Annotated in this window: 12 protein-coding genes; 6 read left to right on the top strand and 6 right to left on the bottom strand. The window is 75.7% G+C overall.

All coding sequences use genetic code 11. The annotated features are described in order from the left end of the window. The first annotated feature begins 568 nt into the window (after window positions 1-568). The 3 genes from DDQ41_RS02490 to DDQ41_RS32855 all read left to right on the top strand — a co-directional run bounded on the left by DDQ41_RS02490 (window position 569) and on the right by DDQ41_RS32855 (window position 5915). The gene (locus tag DDQ41_RS02490) at window positions 569-3403 is read left to right on the top strand and encodes a DEAD/DEAH box helicase (RefSeq protein WP_109292982.1); all 2835 of its coding nucleotides are present in this window, start codon (window positions 569-571) and stop codon (window positions 3401-3403) included. Then, the gene (locus DDQ41_RS02485; protein WP_109292981.1) at window positions 3400-4791 is read left to right on the top strand and encodes an SWIM zinc finger family protein; all 1392 of its coding nucleotides are present in this window, start codon (window positions 3400-3402) and stop codon (window positions 4789-4791) included. Before DDQ41_RS02490 ends, DDQ41_RS02485 begins: the two co-directional genes overlap by 4 nt. Window positions 4792-5273: 482 nt before the next feature. Further along, window positions 5274-5915, top strand: a complete 642-nt coding sequence (locus tag DDQ41_RS32855; protein ID WP_316681177.1) for a chaplin — start codon at window positions 5274-5276, stop codon at window positions 5913-5915. A gap of 303 nt (window positions 5916-6218) precedes the next feature. Here the strand turns inward: DDQ41_RS32855 and DDQ41_RS02470 are convergent, their stop codons facing one another. Then, window positions 6219-7430, bottom strand: a complete 1212-nt coding sequence (locus tag DDQ41_RS02470) for a pyridoxal phosphate-dependent aminotransferase (protein WP_109292979.1) — start codon at window positions 7428-7430, stop codon at window positions 6219-6221. Window positions 7431-7532: 102 nt separating this feature from the next. Between DDQ41_RS02470 and DDQ41_RS02465 the strand changes: the two genes are divergently transcribed. Then, window positions 7533-8291 (top strand): winged helix-turn-helix transcriptional regulator, encoded by a 759-nt coding sequence (locus DDQ41_RS02465; RefSeq protein ID WP_109292978.1) that lies wholly within the window; start codon window positions 7533-7535, stop codon window positions 8289-8291. A gap of 426 nt (window positions 8292-8717) precedes the next feature. Here DDQ41_RS02465 and DDQ41_RS02460 read toward each other — a convergent pair whose 3' ends face one another. The 4 genes from DDQ41_RS02460 to DDQ41_RS02445 all read right to left on the bottom strand — a co-directional run bounded on the left by DDQ41_RS02460 (window position 8718) and on the right by DDQ41_RS02445 (window position 13102). Then, window positions 8718-9635 (bottom strand): carbohydrate kinase family protein, encoded by a 918-nt coding sequence (locus DDQ41_RS02460; RefSeq protein ID WP_162602607.1) that lies wholly within the window; start codon window positions 9633-9635, stop codon window positions 8718-8720. A 47-nt stretch (window positions 9636-9682) separates the two neighbouring features. Further along, a complete protein-coding gene (locus DDQ41_RS02455; RefSeq protein ID WP_109292977.1) occupies window positions 9683-10591 on the bottom strand; it encodes a pseudouridine-5'-phosphate glycosidase in 909 nt (302 codons plus the stop codon). A 197-nt stretch (window positions 10592-10788) separates the two neighbouring features. Further along, window positions 10789-12024 carry a hypothetical protein gene (locus DDQ41_RS02450; protein WP_262508333.1) on the bottom strand — a complete coding sequence of 412 codons (1236 nt, stop codon included), beginning with the start codon at window positions 12022-12024 and terminating at the stop codon, window positions 10789-10791. A 178-nt stretch (window positions 12025-12202) separates the two neighbouring features. Next, window positions 12203-13102, bottom strand: a complete 900-nt coding sequence (locus tag DDQ41_RS02445; protein ID WP_245991241.1) for a C39 family peptidase — start codon at window positions 13100-13102, stop codon at window positions 12203-12205. 168 nt (window positions 13103-13270) lie between these two features. Here DDQ41_RS02445 and DDQ41_RS02440 point away from each other — a divergent pair, with 168 nt between their 5' ends. After that, entirely contained in the window at window positions 13271-13648 is a 378-nt protein-coding gene (locus DDQ41_RS02440; RefSeq protein WP_109292976.1) for a cupin domain-containing protein, read from the top strand. Here the strand turns inward: DDQ41_RS02440 and DDQ41_RS02435 are convergent. Then, window positions 13638-14945, bottom strand: a complete 1308-nt coding sequence (locus DDQ41_RS02435) for an MFS transporter (RefSeq protein WP_109292975.1) — start codon at window positions 14943-14945, stop codon at window positions 13638-13640. The genes DDQ41_RS02440 and DDQ41_RS02435 overlap by 11 nt on opposite strands. A 437-nt stretch (window positions 14946-15382) precedes the next feature. Between DDQ41_RS02435 and DDQ41_RS02430 the strand changes: the two genes are divergently transcribed. Continuing rightward, window positions 15383-16279, top strand: coding sequence for an MHYT domain-containing protein (locus tag DDQ41_RS02430; RefSeq protein ID WP_167450230.1), 897 nt, complete (start codon window positions 15383-15385; stop codon window positions 16277-16279). Window positions 16280-16315 lie beyond the last annotated feature (36 nt).

Genomic DNA, 16315 nt, shown 5'->3' with positions numbered 1-16315 from the left:
CCCGCGGACGGTGGAGCACCGGCCCGGCGCGGACAGCCGGCCGTTTCCCGCACTGCGCGCCCGGTGGCCGGTTCCGGTGCCCGGATCCTGCTGCGTCCGGGTGCCGTCCGCGCCCGCGTGTCCCGCACCGTCCCGCACCGGTGGGGCAGACCCAGGGCGCCGGCCCGGCGGATCGGTCCGGCGGATCGGTCCGGTGTGCCCGTCGGTGAACCCGTCCGGTGTCCGCGCACCGGAGGGTTCCATCCCGCCCGGTGCTGCGTCCCTGTGGCCTGCGTCCTGTGGCCTGTGGGCTGTGGGCCTGTGCCCCGCGCACCCGCGCACCCGCGGCAGCAGCGGCCGTCCGGTGCGGGCACCGCCGGCGCGCACCCGCGCACCCGCGCACCCGCGCCTCCGCGGCGGTGCCAGGCCGGAACGCGGGCCCTGTGCCCCAGGGCCTGAGCCGCGACCACCGGAACCGGCCGCGCCTCGATGTCAGACCCTCCCCGTATGGTCGTTCATCCAAGGCGTCCAAGGCGTCCAAGGCGCACGCCGCTCGTACGACCGAGCTGAAGGGAGGCGGCGACCCGGCATGCTGCACACCCTTGCCGCGGTGTTCCTCCCGGCGGCACTGCCCCGCGACGGCAGCGTCGCTTTCTGGAGCCCCGACGGGCGGCCCCTGCCCACCGGCACCGCGGCGGGGGCGCCCGCCCCCGCCGCCCCGGCGCGGATCACCGTCGTCCGCGGGCACGGAACCGGGGTCCGCAGCCGTACGGTGCCCGCGCTGGTGCTGCCCGTCGCCGGCGCCGTCCCGCTGCTCGCCGCCGCCCGGCACGACACGGCGGCCCATCCAGCCGCGGCGTGCTGGGGTGCTGCCGCCCTGCACGCCCTTCAGCTCGTCGCACGCGGCAGGATGCTGCCCGGTCTGACGCCGTCCGACCACGACGCCTGGCGCGCCGGACCGCTGGACGCGGACGACATCGCCCAACTCCGCGCCATCGCGGCCGCCATGCCGTACGAGGCGCACGCCGCACCGCTCCCCGGCCCGCGGCCGCTGCGGCTGCCCGAGCCCGAGGCGCTGATCAGGGCCTTCCTCGACGCCGTCGCGGACAGCCTGCCCCGCACCCCGGCGGCCGCGTACGCCGCGGGCGGGCCGTTCGCCGCGACGGCGCCGCAGCACCTGCCCCGCGCCCGCGCATGGGCGGCCGAGGCCGCGGCCGGAATGGACGCCGGCGTGCGGATCTCCCTGCGGCTCGACCTGCCCGCACACGAGCTGTTCGACGTGTCCGCGGAGGGCGGCGGTGAACGACAGGCCGCGGCCGCCCTCGTCCAGGTGCACAGCCTCGCCGACCCGACGCTCGTGGTCGACGCCGCGGGGCTGTGGGCGGGGGAGGGGAGGAGCGACGGGCACTTCGGTCCCCGCGCCCGCATCGACACCGTGCTGGCCCTGCGCCGTGCCGCCCGCGTCTGGCCGCCGCTCGGCCGGCTCCTCGACCGCGAGGTGCCCGACGTCCTCCCGGTCACCGAGGACGAGCTGTACGAGCTGCTCGGCCCGGCCGCCACCCGCCTGGCCGACGCCGGGATCGCCGTGCACTGGCCCAGGGAGCTCGCCAGGAGCCTGACCGCGACGGCGGTCGTCCGGGCGCCCGCTCCCGGTTCGGCCGCAAACGGCACACCCTTCTTCGACGGCGAGCGGCTTCTGCGCTTCGACTGGCGACTCGCGCTGGACGGGGACCCGCTCACCGAGCAGGAGATGGACGTGCTCGCCGAGTCCCACCGGCCCATCGTGCGGCTGCGCGACCAGTGGGTGGTCGTCGACCCGGCCCTCGTGCGCAAGGCCCGCAAGCGGGAACTCGGCCTGCTGGAACCGGTGGACGCCCTGGCCGTGGCACTCACCGGCACCGCCGAGGTCGACGGCGAGACCGTCGAGGCCGTCCCCGAGGGCGCGCTGGCCGCCCTGCGGGACCGGCTCACCCGCGGTCCCGCCGCCGTCGCCCAGCCCGCGGCCCTCGCCGCCACCCTGCGCGACTACCAGCTTCGCGGACTCGCCTGGCTGGACCAGATGACCTCACTCGGGCTCGGCGGCTGCCTGGCCGACGACATGGGCCTCGGCAAGACCGTGACGGTCATCGCACTCCATCTGCACCGGGCCGAGCACCGGGCCGTCACCGCCCCCACGCTCGTCGTCTGCCCGGCGTCCCTGCTCGGCAACTGGCAGCGCGAGATCACGCGCTTCGCGCCCGGAACGCCCGTCCACCGCTTCCACGGTCCGCAGCGCAGCCTCGGCACCGGCCCCGGGGAGTTCGTCCTGACGACCTACGGCACGATGCGCACCAGCGCCGGGGAACTCGCCGCCCGCGAGTGGGGCATGGTCGTCGCCGACGAGGCCCAGCACGTCAAGAACCCCTTCTCCGCCACCGCCGGGGCCCTGCGCACGATCCCCGCCCCGGCCCGGGTCGCCCTGACCGGCACCCCCGTCGAGAACAACCTCTCCGAGCTGTGGTCCCTCCTGGACTGGACCACCCCGGGACTGCTCGGCCCGCTGAAGTCCTTCCGCTCCCGCCACGCCCGCGCCGTGGAGAACCACGAGCACGTCGGCGACGAGGAGGCGGTGGAGCGTCTCGCCCGGCTTGTCCGGCCCTTCCTGATGCGGCGGAAGAAGAGCGATCCCGGCATCCTGCCCGAGCTCCCGCCGAAGACCGAGTCCGACCACCCCGTCCCGCTCACCCGGGAGCAGGCCTCGCTCTACGAGGCGGTCGTCCGGGAGACGATGGCCCGAATCGAGACCGCCGAGGGCATCGCCCGCCGCGGCCTGATCATGAAGCTGCTCACCTCGCTCAAGCAGATCTGCAACCACCCGGCGCAGTTCCTCAAGGAGGACCGCCCCCGGCTCACGGCGCGCTCCGGCAAACTCGCCCTGCTGGACGAACTGCTCGACACGATCCTGGCCGAGGGCGGATCCGTACTCGTCTTCACCCAGTACGTGGCGATGGCGCGGCTCATCTGCGGCCATCTGTCCTCCCGTGCGATCCCCTCCCAGCTGCTGCACGGCTCCACCCCCGTGCCGGAGCGGGACAGGATGGTGGACCGCTTCCAGTCGGGCTCCGTCCCCGTCTTCGTCCTCTCCCTCAAGGCGGCGGGCACCGGACTCAATCTGACCCGGGCGGGACACGTCGTCCACTACGACCGCTGGTGGAACCCGGCGGTCGAGGACCAGGCCACCGACCGCGCCCACCGCATCGGGCAGACCCAGCCCGTCCAGGTCCACCGGCTGATCGCCGAGGGCACGGTCGAGGACCGCATCGCCGAACTGCTGCTGTCGAAGCGGGCGCTGGCCGACGCGGTCCTCGGTTCCGGCGAGGCCGCGCTGACCGAGCTCACCGACCGGGAGCTTGCCGATCTGGTGTCCCTGAGGAGGCCGTCGTGAGCCCCGCCCGGCACCGCCCCGGCGGGCCGGCCGTGCCGCGCCGCACCGAGCGGCCAGGCCGGGAGGCCCCGCGCCGGCCGGACGACCGGCGCCGCACGTTCCCCGCACCCGCACCCGCACCCGCGTCTGCGTCTGCGTCTGCGTCTGCCGGTGGGCCGGGGGACGACGGCTTCGCCGCCTCCTGGTGGGGCAACGCCTGGGTGGACGCCCTGGAGGGCAGCGCCCTCGACCCGGCCCGTCTCGCCCGCGGCCGGGCGTACGCGGGACAGGGCCATGTCGACGCGATCACGGTGACGCCGGGCCGGGTCACCGCATACGTCCACGGCTCCCGCCCCCGGCCCTACCGCGCGGAGATCCGGCTGCGCACCCTCGGCGAGGACGACTGGGAGCGGCTGCTGGACGCCGCGGCGGCCCGCCCGGACCACATCGCGGCCCTGCTCGACAAGGACGTCCCGCACGCCCTCGCGGCCGCCGCCGACCTGCTGCCCGCGCCCGGCGACCTGGTCCCCGACTGCTCGTGCCCCGACGACGGACTCCCCTGCAAGCACGCGGCCGCGCTCTGCTACCAGACCGCCGGGATCCTCGACGAGGACCCGTTCGTGCTGTTCCTCATGCGCGGCCGCGGCGAACAGGAGGTCCTGGCCGAACTCACCCGGCGCAACGCCGCCCTCGCGGCCGCAGAGGACGGCGCGGCCCGGGGCGGGGCACCCGCCACGGCACCGCGACCCGGTGACGGCGGGAGCGGCACGGCTCCCGCGCTCGCGTCGGTCCGCGCACGCGACGCCCTCACCCGGCGTGTCCGACCCCCGCTCCCACCCCCGCTGACGGTGCCGCCGCAGCCCGGGCGCCCTCCGGTGTACCCGCAGGCCGACGGCGCCCCCGACCCGCTCGCCCTCGATCTCCTCGCCACCGAGGCGGCTGCCCGTGCGCACGCCATCCTCCACACGGGCGCGGACCCGGTCGGCGGGCTCGACGTCTGGCAGGACGCCGTCCGGCTCGCCGCCGCCCACCCCGGATCGGGGCTGACCGCCTCCACCCGGGCGCTCTACACCGCGCTGGCCCGGGCGGGCGGCCGCACCCCCACCGAACTGGCACGTGCCGTGGCGGCCTGGCGCCAGGGCGGGCTCGCCGGCCTGGCGGCCCTGGAGGAGGAGTGGGATCCGCCCGCCGGCCCCTTCGACCGGGCGCGTCCCGCCCTCGCGGCCGCGGACTTCCCGCACTTCCGCCCCCGGCGCAATCGCCTCTCCACCCCGTCCCTCCAACTGCGCCTGGGGCGGGACGGACTGTGGTACGGGTACGAGTCCGACGCCGGCCGGGACGACTGGTGGCCGCGGGGCACACCGGACGAGGACCCGGTCGGCGCGCTCACGACCCTTCTGCGTCGCTGATGCCCGCCGCCGGGCACCCGGCACCGCCTGCTCTCCACCGGGGGAAGTCCGGTGGCGGGCCCGCCGCCCCGCCGCCCGACCGGATGTCGCCCGACCGGCTGCCGCCCGGACCGTACCCGACCGGCGCCCGCCGGACCGACCGGCTGCCGCCCGGGTACGGTCCGGGCGGCCCGGACGTGGGCCGGCGGGGACGGGCGCAGGACTCTCCCGCGCGCGAAGAGCCCCTCCCAGCCGCCCCTCGCGCACCCGGGCGTCCCGCCGCGCACCCGGGGGCCCCTCGCGCACCCGGGGGCCCCTGGCGCACCCGGGCGCCTGCTCGCGGTCACGGTTCCGGCAGCCGAACGCGCGGACGGCGCTGAACAGTTCTTCCGTCCCCCACCCGAAGGGGTGAAACCGTGTGCGGCCATAACCCGGTCGGCTCCGTGTCCGTTGTCTCCGGTGCGGGTGAGCACCCGTGTTCATCCACCGGAAGGCAGGAATCCATGAGGCAATTTCGCCGAACAGGCCTGGTCGCGGCGATGGTCACGGGTGGCGCGCTGGCCGCCGCCGGGGCCGCGTACGCCGACTCGGGCGCGCAGGGGAGCGCCGTCGGCTCCCCCGGTCTGATCTCCGGCGACACGGTGCAGGTCCCGGTCCACGTGCCGGTGAACGTGTGCGGCAACACGGTGAACGTGATCGGTCTGCTGAACCCCGCGGCCGGCAACTCCTGTGCGAACGAAGGGGACGGCACCGGCGGCGGTACCGCTGCCGGCGGCGCACTCGCCGTGACGCAGGCGGAGGACTCCCCCGGGATCCTCTCCGGGAGCGCCGTCCAACTGCCCGTCGACGTCCCGGTGAACGTCACCGGCAACTCCGTGAACGTCGTCGGTGTCGGCAACCCGGCGGTCGGCAACTCCTCCTCGAACTCCGCCGGCCCGCCGGCCCGGCCGCGGCCGGCGACCCCTCCGGCGGTGACCACGCCGTCGGAGGTCCGTCCCGCCACGCGTGGTCTGGAGCCCCAGCAGGGCCCCGTCCACCTGGCCGAGACCGGCACGCCGTCCGCGCTCGGCCTCGCCATCCCGGCCGGCGCGGCCCTCGTCCTCGGTGGCGCCGTGCTGTACCGCCGGGCCCGTGCCATGGCGTAGCGGCGGATACGTTCCGGACCGGATGCGCCGCCCCTGCCCGTCCCGTCCGGTGTCCCCGGGGCCGTGGATCGCACGCCGGGCCGGATACCCGCCCCGGGATGCCGCGCCCCAGCCCGTGCCCTCGCCGTACCCAGCCCTCGCCGTGCCCCGCCCCTGCCGTGCCCCTCACCCCGGACGCCGCCGCCCGTCACTCCGGTGCCGCCGGTCACTCCGGTGCCGCCGGTCATTCCGGTGCCGCCGGTCATTCCGGTGCCGCCCGTCAGGCGGTGCCCGGAGTTCCGACCCGGTGGGCCTCGGTCCGGTCTACTGGCGGTAGCCGCTCAGGAAGCGCCCGATCCGGCTGATCGCTGCGTCGAGGTCGTCGGCATACGGCAGGGTCAGGATGCGGAAGTGGTCCGGCCGGGGCCAGTTGAAACCGGTGCCCTGCACCACCTGGATCTTCTCCCGCAGCAGCAGGTCCAGCACGAACTTCTCGTCGTCGTGCACGGGGTGCACCTTGGGGTCCAGGCGCGGGAAGGCGTACAGCGCCCCCCTGGGTTTCACACACGAGACGCCCGGGATCTCGTTCAGCCGCTCCCAGGCGCGGTCGCGCTGCTCGCGCAGCCGTCCGCCCGGTGCGGTCAGCTCGTGGATCGACTGGCGTCCGCCGAGTGCGGCCTGGATGGCGTACTGGGCGGGCGCGTTGGGGCACAGCCGCATCGAGGCGAGCATCGTGAGCCCCTCCAGATAGCTGCGCGCGTGCTGCCTGGGACCGGTGACGACCAGCCAGCCGGAGCGGAAGCCCGCGACCCGGTATGTCTTGGACAGGCCGCCGAAGGTGAGGACGACCAGATCCGGGGCGAGGGCGGCCGCGGTGTGGTGGACGGCGTCGTCGTAGACGATCTGGTCGTAGATCTCGTCCGCGAAGACCATCAGCCGATGGCGGCGAGCGAGGTCCAGGATCCCCTCGACGATCTCCCTCGGATACACCGCACCGGTGGGGTTGTTGGGGTTGATGATCACCACGGCCCTGGTCCGGTCGGTGATCTTCGATGCCATGTCGCCGAGGTCGGGGTACCAGTCCGCCGACTCGTCGCAGAGGTAGTGGACGGCCTTTCCCCCGGAGAGGGTCGTGACGGCGGTCCACAGCGGGAAGTCGGGTGCGGGAACGAGCACTTCGTCGCCGTCCTCCAGCAGCGCCTGCACCGCCATGGACACAAGCTCGGAGACGCCGTTGCCGAGGAACACGTCGTCGACGGAGACGTCCGTCAGCCCGAGGGCCTGGTAGCGCTGGGCAACGGCCCGCCGCGCGGAGAGGATCCCGCGGGAGTCCGTGTAGCCGTGGGCCTTCGGGAGCATCCTGATCATGTCCTGGACGATCTCCTCCGGGGCCTCGAAGCCGAACAGCGCGGGGTTGCCGGTGTTCAGCCGCAGCACGCTGTGGCCCGCTTCCTCCAGCGCGTCGGCGTGCTCGATCACCGGGCCGCGGATCTCATAGCAGACCTCGCTGAGCTTGCTCGACTGCCGGAACTCCATGTGGAGGCCTCCCCAGGGCTGGCGTGACGGTGGTACCCGATGGCACTTGGTTTTACCAAGTGAGAGCTTGGAAAGTCCAACAACGGGTCTAGACTGCCTCCCATGCCCCGTCCTCCGCGCCGCCGAAGCTACGACCAGTTCTGCGCCGTCGCGCGCGCCCTCGACTCCGTCGGCGACCGCTGGACGCTGCTGATCGTGCGGGAACTGCTGTCCGGCCCCCGCCGGTACACCGACCTGCACGCCGATCTGCCCGGAGTCAGCACGGACGTCCTCGCCTCCCGGCTCAAGGACATGGAGCGAGACGGGCTGGCGACCCGGCGCCGGCTGCCAGCCCCGGCGTCGGCCCATGTGTACGAACTCACCGCACGCGGAGGGGCGTTGCTGCCCCTCGTCGGGGCGCTGGCCGAATGGGGCGCGCCCGTGCTCGACGGGCCCCGGCCGACCGACGCGGTCCGGGCCCACTGGTTCGCCGTCCCGCTGCTGCGCCGTCTGGAGGCGGCGGGTGTGACGGACACCGTCGAAGTGAGCCTTCCTGAGGGGGAGTTCCATCTGCGCCCCGCGCCGGACGGGAGCAGGGCCGCCGGCTACGGGGACGGCCCGGCGCCCACCCAGGGCCCGGTCACCCGGCTTGAGCTGGACGGCGGGACCTGCCTCGCCGTCAGCCGGGGGGACATCGGCCTCGAGGAGGGCGTACGAGACGGGCACATCCGCGTCTCCGGCGGCGGGACCCTGGCGGTCACGCTGGCGACGGAGCCGCCGGGCGCCGCCCGGGACGCGCGCGTGCTCGTCGACGCGTCCGGCGGCCCGTCGCGAGGCGCGGCGGAACAGGGCAGCGGCCAGGGCAGCGGCCAGGGGCGCTGACGGGCCGGCCGACGGGAACCGGTCGCCCGGGAACGGATCGCCCGGGAACGGCTGACGAGGCCGTCGGGCTGCCCCGGCCGCCATGGCGGGCCGGCGCTCCGCGGCATGAGGGTCCTCCGGCGGTGGTGGGGTGCGGTCCGCCGGCCGCGTTCCGGGCCTGACGGCGCGGGTTCCGGCCGGCCCTTGAGGCGGCCGTCCGCGGACCGTCGGCCGGTGTGAGCCGCCCTGCTGTGGGTCTCTGCTGTGGGTCTCTGGTGTGGGCCTCCGGTGCCAGCCGCTCCGGTGTGAGCCGCTCCGGTGCGAGCCGGTCCGGTCGCTCTGCCCGGGCGAGGGCGCCGGTTGCCGCCCTGGCCGGGGGCGAGCGGCTCGCGGACTCCCCGGCGGTGTACGGGCCCGTCCCGCCCACCCCGTGCCCCGGGCCTGCGGTTACACCGGTGCCGCGGTGCTCCCCGGCGGGCGGCCCCCGCGGACGGTGACCGCATGGGCCCCGGCCCGGCATCCCGCCGAAGCCGCGGCGGCCGGGGTCGCGCCCGCGAGCAGGGCCGCCAGGAAGGCGCCGGTGAAGGCGTCGCCCGCGCCCGTGGAGTCGACCGGTGCCGCGGGGACGGCGGCGATCCTGGCGGTCACCGCGCCCGACTCCGCCACGAGCGCGCCGCCCGCGTCGAGCGTGACGGCGACGAGCGGGACATGGCGGCTCAGCCGGGCCGCGGCACCGGCCGCATCGGGCAGTCCGGTGAGGAGCCGGGCCTCGTCGGCGTTGGGGAGAAGTACGGCGGCACCCGCCGTCGCCGCGAGGAAGCGGTCGGCACCGAAGCCGGCGATGAACCCCGCCGACGCCGGGTCGACACTCACCGGAACACCCCGTTCGAGCGCGTCCGCGAGTGCCAGGCATGCCAGCTCGCGACTGGCCTCGGAGAAGAACAGGTACCCGGACAGATGGAGCCTGGCCACCCCGTCCAGCAGCCGTGCCGACCAGTCGCCGGGGCACAGCCGCAGCGCCGCTCCGCCGTCGGTGAGGAAGGTCCGCTCCGCCTCCGCGTCGACCAGTACGACGACGGTGGCCGTCGGCGCCTCCCGGTCCGGGACCAGCATCGGGAGGACTCCCGAGCCCCGCAGCAGTGTCGCGTGCCAGTCCGCGGCACCGGCCCCGACCCGGCCGAGCAGCCTCACGTCGCAGCAACCCGAGTGCGCCGCCCAGCAGGCCGCGTTGGCGCCGGCTCCGCCCGGCAGCGTCCGTATCTCCGCCGCGGTGTCCGTCCCGCGGATGAGCGCCCCGGTGTGCCGGGCCACCACGTCCGTGGCCACGTCGCCGACCACCAGCAGCGCCCCGCCTCCGCTCGGCACCGAGGTCTCCTCCCGTCCTGAGGGCTCCTCCCGTCCCGAGGGCGTCCTCACAGGGCCGCCGCGATCCGCGCCCCGAGCCGCACATTGCCGCGGACCGCCGCCAGATTGGCCTCGAGCGAGGCGCCACCCGTGCGTTTCACCAGCAGGTCCAGCAGGAACGGGGTGACCGCCTGGCCGTCGATGCCCCGTTCCCGGCACTCGTCCAGGGCCTCCGCGAGCACCCGGTCGTGCAGCGCGGGGTCGAGTTGCTCGTCCTCCGGCACCGGCCGGGCCACGATCAGCGCGGTCTCCGGTCCGCCGAGCGCGCGCTGCGCCCGCATCACGTCCGCCACCTCTTCCGGGGTGCGGACCGTCCAGTCGACCGGAAGCCCGGAGGAGGACAGGTAGAACCCGGGGAGGTAGCCGGTGCCGTAGCCGAGGACGGCGACCCCGAGGGTCTCCAGGCGCTGCAGTGTCGCCGGGACGTCGAGGATGGACTTCACCCCGGCGCAGACGACGGTGATCCCCGTCCCGGCGAGCAGCCGCAGGTCCGCCGACTCGTCCTGGGAGACGGTCCACTCCCGGTGGACTCCGCCGAGCCCGCCCGTGGCGAAGACCCGGATCCCGGCGCGTGCCGCCAGGAAGGCCGTGGCGGACACCGTCGTCGCCCCGCTGGCCCCGGCGGCGAGGGCGGGGGCCAGGTCGCGGTGCCCGAACTTGCGTACCTCCGGGTCCGTCGCGATGCGCTCCAGGTCGCTCCTCTCCAGGCCGACACGTGCCCGGCCGTCCAGTACGGCGACCGTCGCCGGGACCGCGCCGGCTTCTCTGACCAGGGACTCCAACTCCTCGGCCACGGCCAGGTTGCGTGGCCGCGGCAGTCCGTGGGCGATGATGGTGGACTCCAGGGCGACGACGGGCCGACGCGCGTAGAGCGCCTCCCGCACCTCTTCGGACGGCATCAGCGTGGTCTCGGGCATGTCCACATCCCTGGCACGGCAGGGGCGTGCGCAAACGTTTCGGCTGCCGGACCGCCGCGGCCCTGCGGGATCCGGACCGCCAAGGCCCTGCGGGATCCGGGCCCCCGCGCCGCCGACTCCGCCACCCCTGGACAGGCCCCCTCCGCAGGCCCGGGCCCGGTACACCGCACGGCGCACCCGAGCGGTGTACCGGGTCGTCAGCCGCAGTCCCGCGGTGTCGGCAGCCGGGGCAGCCGGTCCGCACGTACGACCTGGATCACGGTCCGCGCGTCCGGCCCCTTGGCCCGGTCCTTGTGATAGGCGACCGCCAGCGCCCCCGCTCTGGCCTGGGCGTATCCGTACCGCGGGGTGATCCGCGTGTAAGCGGAGGACCGCAGATCCAGGGCGTAGGCGGCTTCCGGGGTGCGCCAGGTGATCAGTTCACCGCTGATCCGCAGCTGGTCGAGCCCCTCGGCCGCCGGGGCCCCGGAGAGCCGTGCCACCGGTGCCGGCTGCCCCTGCCGCCAGACCACCAGCCGCGGATCCCCGCCGCCTGCGCCGTCTGCGCCGTCTGCGCCGTCTGCGCCGTCTGCGCCGTCCGCGCTGTCCGCGCTGTCCGCGCCGTCCTCGACCCAGGCCCAGGTGGTGCCGTCGGAGGCGGGCGACCGCAGACCCCGCAGCGCGGCGACGGGGCCCGGCAGCCCGGCCGGGCGCAGGGTGGCGAAGGACAGCGCCGACAGCTTCGTCGACCGGCCGTCCGCACTCGCCTCCCGCCAGGCCAGCAGCCCGCCCGCGGCGAACGGGGCTTCGATCACACCGGAGTGCAGGGCGCGCGGCGCGGGCGCCGTGTCCCCGGAACCGGGCGGCCGCACCGGACTGGTGAAGATCGTGGCCCGTCCCCGGCCCGTGCCCTGCGCCCAGAAGACCGCGCCGTCCCGGACGACGGGCTGTGGGAGCGGCCCGGGGACGGCGGACCGCGCCAGCCGGCGCATACCGCCCTCGGCGTCCTGGACGTAGAGCGACCAAGGACTGTCGAGCGTGCGGCCCTCCAGCACCGCGAACGCCGTCCAGCGCCCGTCGGCCGACACATCGGCGGCCAGGAGCTGATGCTCGACGGGGTCGGCGAACGTCAGCAGCGTGCGCGGAGCCTCGGCGTCCTCGACGACGGCCGCCCGGCGGCTCTGCCCGTCGGAGAGCTGCACCACGGTCCAGCGGGCCCGGGGGCCGACCTCGGTCAGCACCGCGCGCTGGCCTCTAGGCGCGCGGAATTCGCCCGCGTCCAGTGCCGCCCGCCAGCTCTCGGGCAGCGGCGTCCTGCAGGCCGCCCGGACGGGCGTGGGCCGGGCCGGGGCGGACGACGAGGAGACGGGGGCGGCCGTGGGCTGTGCGGGGCCGGACCTGTCGGCCGGTGAGCAGCCGAGGCCCGCGGACACCAGCAGGGCCGAACCCAGCACGGCAGAGACCAGCGTCGCGCCCGCCCGGCCCCGGGGTCCGCCCGCGGGGGCGTTCCGTCCGTCCGCCGGGCCCTTCCGTACCCCTGCCCGGCCCCGGAGCCCGCCCTCCCGGACCGCCCGGTCCGGTGCCGTTCCACCCTCCGGGTGCCCCCCGCCGGGCAGGGGCTCCCGCCCGGACCTACCAGACGTAGCCACGGCCACCCATGATCGTCGTGATGGCGTCCGCGGAGATCCTGGCGGACTTGGGGACTCCGCCGGCCCACGAGATCATGCTGGTGCTCACCCCGCCGACCGGGTCCAGGTAGCGGACCTGCCGCGCGTCGGTGTCGCTGTTGTAGCCGTCGATGGCGACCCAGTGGAAGATCTCGATGTTCGGGTGTCCGGCCAGGTGCGGTCCGCCCGGCACCTCCCAGGCGTTGCCGGCGATCGCGTAGTCGTGGTCGGTGTTGTGGACGATGTGCCTGCGGAAGTCCGCCACATCGGCCGCTGTCGGGCTGTACGGCAGCGCCCGGGGCACGTAGTTGGCGCCCGGGAGGCGGTGGTTGAGGGCGTCGGCCATCGGATAGCCGGTCGGCTTCGGGACGTCGATGCCCACCCCGTACCAGGCCGTGCCACTGGAGTCGGTCTCCAGGAGGTCCGCCGCCGCCCGCTGGGAGCGCCCGCCGACCTCGTCGTGCGCGGACTGCGTGATGACCAGTGCGGCCGGGCCGCACCAGTACGACGTCTGCTGGGCCTGGTGCAGCCCGCCCGAGACGACGTAGCCGGCGCGCTGGGCGCGGACGGCGGGGCGCCGGGACCACGCGGACGCCGACGCCTCCTTCCGGACGGTGGTCCGGTGCTGCTCGGCGGTGAGCCGCTGCGGGCCCAGGGTGTCGAGGACCTGCTTGTAGAGGGCGCCGGGTGCCCGCCGGAAGTCGGATCCGGGCAGGGAGCCGGGGAACGGGTCGGTGTCATGCCCCGCCGTCGTGCGGGTCCCGGCCGTCTCCCCGGCGGTGGCCGGTCCGGCCGCCGTGAGGGCGGAGAGGAGGCAGACGGCCGTGATGAGGGCGATACGACGCCCCGTGCGCACTGCTGACATCGGTGGTCGCTCCTGTACGAGGGGGAACTCGGGCAAGCGCTGCCGTGGGTGTCGCACGCCGTCGCGCGTGGCAGCCGTGGGCGTACCACGACCGTGCCCCCTGCCCGGGTGCCGCCCGAGGCGGCTCGCCGCGTGCCGCGGATCTTTCGCCCGCTGAGGTGAGCCGCCATGACGACCTTTGATCACTCAGTTGCCGGGCCCTCTTCTCCTTCGTTCGTCGTGCACATCCCGGACGTGGAGCTGGAGCCCGAACCCCTCGACCCCGCGCGGATCGTCTCGGGCGACCCGGTGGTCACGGGCCGGGTGCTGTGGCAGTCCGAGGACGGTCGGCAGCTGCGGGGCCTGTGGCAGATCACTCCCGGGGTCGTCACCGACACGGAGGCCGACGAGCTGTTCGTCGTGGTCGGCGGGCGGGCCACGGTCGAGGTAGAGGGCGGCGCGACGCTGGAGGTCGGGCCGGGCGACGCCTGTGTCCTGCGGGAGGGAGACCGTACGACGTGGACGGTGCACGAGACGCTGCGCAAGGCCTACCACATCAGCCGGTGACGGCGTCGGTGGGCGGCCGGTCCCGCTCAGCGCCGTTCCCGGCGGCGGCGCGGCGGACGGCGAGGGCCGCGAGCGGCAGCAGCAGAACGGCACCGACGAGGTTGAGCAGACCGTAGCCGCCCCGCGCCACGATCAGCCCGGCCATCACCCCGCCGACGCCCGCGGCGGCGTTCATGGTCAGGTCCGAAAGGCCCTGGACCGCGGCGCGGGCGGGCCCCTCCACGGAGTCGGTCAGCAGGGCGGAACCGGAGACCAGGCCCGCGGACCAGCCGAGGCCGAGCAGGAACAGGCCCGCCGCGACACGGCCGTGGCTCGACCCGGCGGTGCCCGCCAGCAGCGCGGCGCACGACAGCAGGCCCACGGCCAGACCGATCACCGCGAGCCTGCCGAGGCGGTCGGACAGTACGCCCATCACCGGCGAGAACGCGTACATACCGGCGATATGGCCGCTGACGACCAGGCCGATCAGCTGAACCCCGGCACCGTGGTGGCTCAGTGCCAGCGGCGTCATCGACATGATCGACACCATCGCGGTGTGCGACGCGGCGACCGTGACGAGCGCCAGCCGGGCCCCGGGGGACTCCCGTACGGCACGGACGGCGGACCGTAGCGACCGCTCCCGCCGCTTCCCCTCCTCCGGCGGCGCGAGTGCCCGGGCCGTGAGCAGCGGATCCGGCCGCAGCAGTACGGCGACGACCAACGCCGCGACCAGGAAGACCCCCGAGGCCCAGACGAACGGGCCCGCGGCCTCCGGTATCCCGGACCCGGCGACGCTCCGGCCCGCCGGTGCCGCGATGTTCGGGCCCAGGACCGCGCCGACCGTGGTCGCCCACACCACCATGGAGATGGCACGGGCGCGCCTCGCCGGCTCCGCGAGGTCCGCGGCGGCGAAACGCGCCTGGAGGTTCGCCGAGGACGCGGCCCCGAAGCCGGCCATGCCCAGCAGGAGCAGCGGGAAGTCGCCGAGCACGGACGCCAGCACCACCACACCCGCCCCCGCGGATCCGATGAGGTACGCCAGCACCAGCCCGGGGCGCCGGCCGCGGGCCGCCATCAGCGCGGCGAGCGGGACCGACAGCAGTGCCGTCCCGGCGACCGTCGCGGTGGGGGCCAGGCCCGACAGCGCCTCCGACCCGCCGACCTGCCGGGCCAGTACGGTGGCCAGGGCGATGCCGGTCGCGACTCCGAGCCCGCCGAGGATCTGGCTCACGACCAGCACGGGAGTGATCCGGCGGCGCAGGCCGGCCGGATCCAGGGGGCCGGCGGCTGCGGTCACTTCACGGGAGGTACGGGCCACTGCCGCAGTGTGCCAGTGGCCTCCCTTCCCCGGCACCCCCGCCCACGCGCGGGGCAGGCCGGCGGCCCCGGCACCCCCGCCCAGGGGCAGCGGCTCCCGGCACCCCCGCCCAGGGGCAGCGTTGGCAGCGGCTCCCGCCGCCGGACCGTGCGGCCGGGCCGAGCGGTGTCCGGCGGACTCACGGGCCGATCGGATGCGTTCGCGGCACGGCGGCAGAGGGAACGGGGCCCGTGTGCCGCGGCTCCGGTGCCGCGGCCCTTCCCGGTGAACCTTCCCGACGGCCGTTCCCGACGGACCTTCCCGGCAGACCTTCCTGACGGACCTTCCCGACGAGCTTTGCTTGCCGCGGTGCTCCAAATACGCTCGGCGCGGACGGCCTTCTCGACGGGGTACGCGCGAGAACACCTGGCGACACACGGGGCGAAGGGCTTGGCTCGATGCGGGGCACAGTGGACGGTTTCAGCCATGGGCTCGTCACACCCGTGGCCGCGTATGTCATGGCGTGCCTCGGCGGTGTGCTCGGGCTGCGCTGCACGATCCGGGCGCTGCGGGGCGGCGGCGGCGTCCGGCCCGGCTGGCCGGCGCTGGGAGCCGTCTCCATCGGCTCCGGGATCTGGACGATGCACCACGTGGCCATGTCGGGCTTCGCCGTGGAGGAGGTCGCGGTCGGCCACGACCCCGTGATCACCTTCGCCGGCCTCGGCGTCGCCGTCGCCATGGCCGCCATCGGGATCCTCGTCGTGGGGCAGGGCGGCGCGAGCGCGATGGCCGTGGTCACCGGCGGGATGATCACGGGCCTGGGCATCGCCACCGTGCACTATCTGGGCATGGCCGGTGTACGGCTCAGCGGCCGGATCGAGTACGACACCCCGACCGTCGCGCTGTCCGTCGTGATCGCCGTCGTCGCGGCGACCGCGGCGCTGTGGGCGGCGGTGTCCGTCCGCGGCTTCCTGCCGGGCGTCGGCGCCGGGCTGCTGATGGGTGTGGCGGTGAGCGGCATGCACTACACCGGCATGGCCGCCGTCACCGTCCATGTGGACGCCGCGCCCGTACCGCCGGCCGGGGACGGCACCCCTGCCACGCTGCTCGCCCCGATGCTGGTGGGGTCTGTGGTGTTCGCGGTCCTGGCGGCGGTGATCGTCGTGTCCGACCGCGCGCTCCTGGTGTCCGCCCCGGGGACACGGCACCACCCGGCCCCGGGGCGCGCGGCGGCCGCGGGCGTGCCCGCGCAGCGGCGGCCCTCCCACGGCGGCGGCCCGGCGGACCGGACGGTGCCCGCCCGCGGGGCGCGCCGCGCGTCCGCCGGCCCTGACGGGCCACCCTCCAGGCTCTGACCGATCCAGGCTCTGACCGATCCCGGCCCCGCCGGC

Source organism: Streptomyces spongiicola (genome assembly GCF_003122365.1).
GTDB classification, from domain to species: domain Bacteria; phylum Actinomycetota; class Actinomycetes; order Streptomycetales; family Streptomycetaceae; genus Streptomyces; species Streptomyces spongiicola.
This window is presented reverse-complemented; position numbering and strand designations above follow the sequence as displayed.